This is a genomic window from Streptomyces hydrogenans, assembly GCF_014656075.1.
Lineage (GTDB): Bacteria > Actinomycetota > Actinomycetes > Streptomycetales > Streptomycetaceae > Streptomyces > Streptomyces hydrogenans.
This window is the reverse complement of sequence record NZ_BNBS01000261.1, coordinates 1-3,272: the sequence shown is the minus strand read 5'-3', so window position 1 is coordinate 3,272 and position 3,272 is coordinate 1. Positions and strand designations below refer to the sequence as shown.

1 protein-coding gene and 1 pseudogene are annotated in these 3,272 nt (G+C 79.2%); both read right to left on the bottom strand.

All coding sequences use genetic code 11. From position 1 onward, the window contains the following. Positions 1-324 (bottom strand): annotated as a pseudogene (locus tag IE321_RS41145) (SWIM zinc finger family protein); the annotation flags it as partial. Then, positions 321-3,272 (bottom strand): DUF5682 family protein (locus IE321_RS41140; protein WP_190226731.1); only part of this gene is annotated, 2,952 nt, incomplete at its 5' end. The gene IE321_RS41140 and the pseudogene IE321_RS41145, both read right to left, overlap by 4 nt.

Genomic DNA, 3,272 nt, shown 5'->3' with positions numbered 1-3,272 from the left:
GGCCGGGTCGGCCGGCGGCACCGTGTCCGCGTCGGCGAGCGGCGCGGCGCCGAGGACGGCCGCGCGGTGCAGGCAGCGCGGCGCCAGGAGACAGCTGCAGACCGCCTGACCGGGCTCCGTCACCGCCCCCGACGGGCCCGGCCGCAGGATCACCAGGGTGTCCTCGCCGAACCGCACCTCCACCGAGCCGCCGGAGCCCGCCAGGGCCTTCCCGGCACACTCGGCGACGGCGGCGTCGAGCTTCTTGCGCAGCCGCGCGGTGAGCTGCCCGACGGCCTCGGCGAGGACCTCGGGTGCGACGGGCGGCAGCGGTTCGGGGCTCATCGGGCTTCTCCACGGAGGCGGTCGCCGACCCAGCGGGCGAGGGCGAGCGGACTGAGGGCGGCCACCGGCATCCCGGCGGCGACGAGCCGGCGGGCCACCGGCACCGAGTAGCGGGGAGCCCCGGTGTCGTCCAGGGCGGCGCAGCCCAGCAGGTGCGCCCCCGAGGACGCCAGCGCGCGGACCTCCCCGAGGAGGCCGGCGAGCGGCGCGCCCTCCTCGAAGTCGCTGACCACGACGACGAGGGTGCGGCTGGGCACGGTGACGAGCGTCCGGGCGTGCGCGAGCCCGGCGGCGATGTGGGTGCCGCCGCCGACCCGTACCTCCAGGAGCAGCGACAGCGGGTCCTCCACCCGGTCGGTGAGGTCCACCACCTGCGTGGAGAACGCCAGGAAGTGCGTGGACAGCGTCGGCACGCCGCCGAGGACCGCCGCCGTGAGGGCGGACCAGACGACCGACGCCTCCATCGAGCCGGAGACGTCGACGACCAGGATCAGCCGCCAGTCCGCCTCCTTGCCCGCCCGGGTGCCGAACACCGGACGCTCCGGGACGACCACGACCCGGTCGTCGTCCAGCCGCCGGGTGTGCGCCAGATTCGCCCGCAGGGTGCGGGCGAGGTCGAGACGGCCGCCCGGGCGCCGGGTGGGCCGGGGCGACGCCAGCCCGGACAGGGCGGGCCGCACCCGGGTGGCCAGCTCCCTGGTCAGCTCGTCGACGAGCCGCTTCACCAGCGGCCGCAGACGCGCGAGCTGCGCCTCGGGCATCCCGCCGGCCAGGGACAGCACCGAGGAGAGCAGCTCCACCGACGGCCGGACGGCGGCCGGGTCCAGCTGGGCCAGGACGTCGGCCCGACCCGCGTCGGCGGCGTCGGCGAGGACCTCCTCGCGCACGTCGGCCCCGAACAGGGCCTCCAGCTCCTCCGCCCACTCGCGGGCGGTCGGGAACGACGCCTCCTGACCGCCGCCCTGCCCGGACGGGGCGCCGTCGAGCCCGTCGGCACCCTCGCCGCGGCCGCGGCCGTACAGCTCGTCGAGGGCCTGGGCGTAGCGGCGGGCCCGGCCGCTCAGCCGGTCCTTGTGCCGGCCGAGGAGCAGCCGCCAGCGGTCCGCGGTCCCGATCCCGTGCTCCGGCACCGGGAGCACCGGCTCCGCCGCCGGCGCGTCGGCGTGCGTCGGCCGCGCCGGTACGGAGGAGGGCTCCGCGCCGGGCAGCGCCAGCGCCTTGAGCGCGGCCGGGCTCGCCGCGTCCGCCGCCGCCCACAGCGCGAGGAGTTCGGGCGGGCCGTCCAGGGCGAGGTCGAGACGGTCGCCGAGCCGCTCCGTGACCGTGGTCAGCAGGCGCTCGCGCGCGGCCGGCGACAGCGCGTCGAAGCCGCCCCGCAGGGCTGGCAGGCGATCGAGGAACTCCTGGTCGGCCAGCGTGTCGACCCGGTCGAGCAGCGGCCCGAGGGCGTCCGGGGACACCTCCAGGAGCGGCCCTGCGGCGGTGAGCAGACCGGCCAGCCGCTTCGCGAGCGCGCGGCGCGCGTCGGGGCCCGTGGCGCCGTCGATCCACCCCGCCGCCCGCTCCCCGAGCCCGGCGGCCGGATCGAGGTCCAGCAGGACCCGGACGGCGAGGGCCGCGCCCTGGACGAGCGGCGAGCCGTCCGCCGCGAGGTCGGCCAGCGCCCGGTCCATCCGCAGACCCAGCTGCCGCGCCGCCGCCCGGTCCGCGAGGGCGACCAGGGCCGTGGCGTCCGCGGGGGCGTCGCTCCCGGCGAGTCCCGGCAGCGACCGGACGGCGGTCTCCAGGAGTTCGCCGGTGAGCGCGCCCGCGCTGTCCCGCGCCTCGGAGGTGGTGTTGGGGAAGTGGCCGCGGCGCAGGGCCTCCAACAGGTCCAGCGCGGCGATCAGTTCGGGCAGGTCCGCCGTCTCGGGCAGGACCTCGGACGCCTCCCGCAGCCGGTCCGCGACCAGCTCGGGCAGGTCGCAGCGGGCGGCGGCGGTGAGCCCCGCCCGCACCTGAGCCGGGGTCGGCCCGCCGTCGGCCGCCGCGCGCCGCGCGGTCTCGCCCAGGGTGCCGGCGGCCGCCTGCGCGGCCGTCACCCCGCGCGCCCCCGCCAGGTCGAGCCGGGCCGGCACCGAAGGCGTCCACGTCAGACGCCACTTGGTGCCCAGCGCCGTGCCGTCCCCGGTCGAGGCCACGGCGACCGGCTCGCCGTACGCGGCACCGATGACCAGCAGCCGCTGGAGCAGCACCTCGCGGCGCCCGTCCAGCGCCGACCGCAGCGGGTCGAGCCGCACCTCGCGCGGTTCGGGGTCCTCCGGGCGGGGCAGCCGGAGCCGGGCCAGCTCCTCCTCCACGGAGGGGCCGAGGCCGGACCGGGGGGCGTGCGGGGTGAGCCGGCCCCGTACGGTGCCGACGAGAACGACCTCCAGGGCACGGGCCAGCGCCCGGCCCCGGCCGAGCGGCTCGCCCTGTCCGAGCACGGTGGTGACCGCCTCCAGCAGCTCACCGCGGCCCGGCGCGGGCAGCCCGCGCAGCGAGGCCAGGTCGCAGGCGAGCCGCAGCGCCTCGGCGGCCTCGCCCGTGCCCGCGGTGTGGCCCGCGCGGCGCAGTTCCCTGCACAGGCCCGTCAGCGCGGTGGCGGCCGCGTCCCGCAGCCGGTCCGGCGCGCCGCCCGCCTCGTACACGGCCTGCTGCCAGCGCGGGTCGCGGATGCCGGCCGGATAGCCCGAGCGGGAGTCCAGGAGGTCGAAGGAGTACGGCACGAAGGAGGTCACGGCCGCCTCGGGCGCCGGGACGTCGCCGGCCGGTTCCGGTCCGTCGGCCGGCCCGCACTCCGCCGTCAGGGCCGGGGCGTGGAACGCGCCGATCACCGCCGCGACCCGCCGCCCGCCCGCCGCCGCTCCGGCGATCACCCGGCGCATCCGGGCCTCGCGCGCCAGGTCGGTGGCGGGCACCACGGCGTC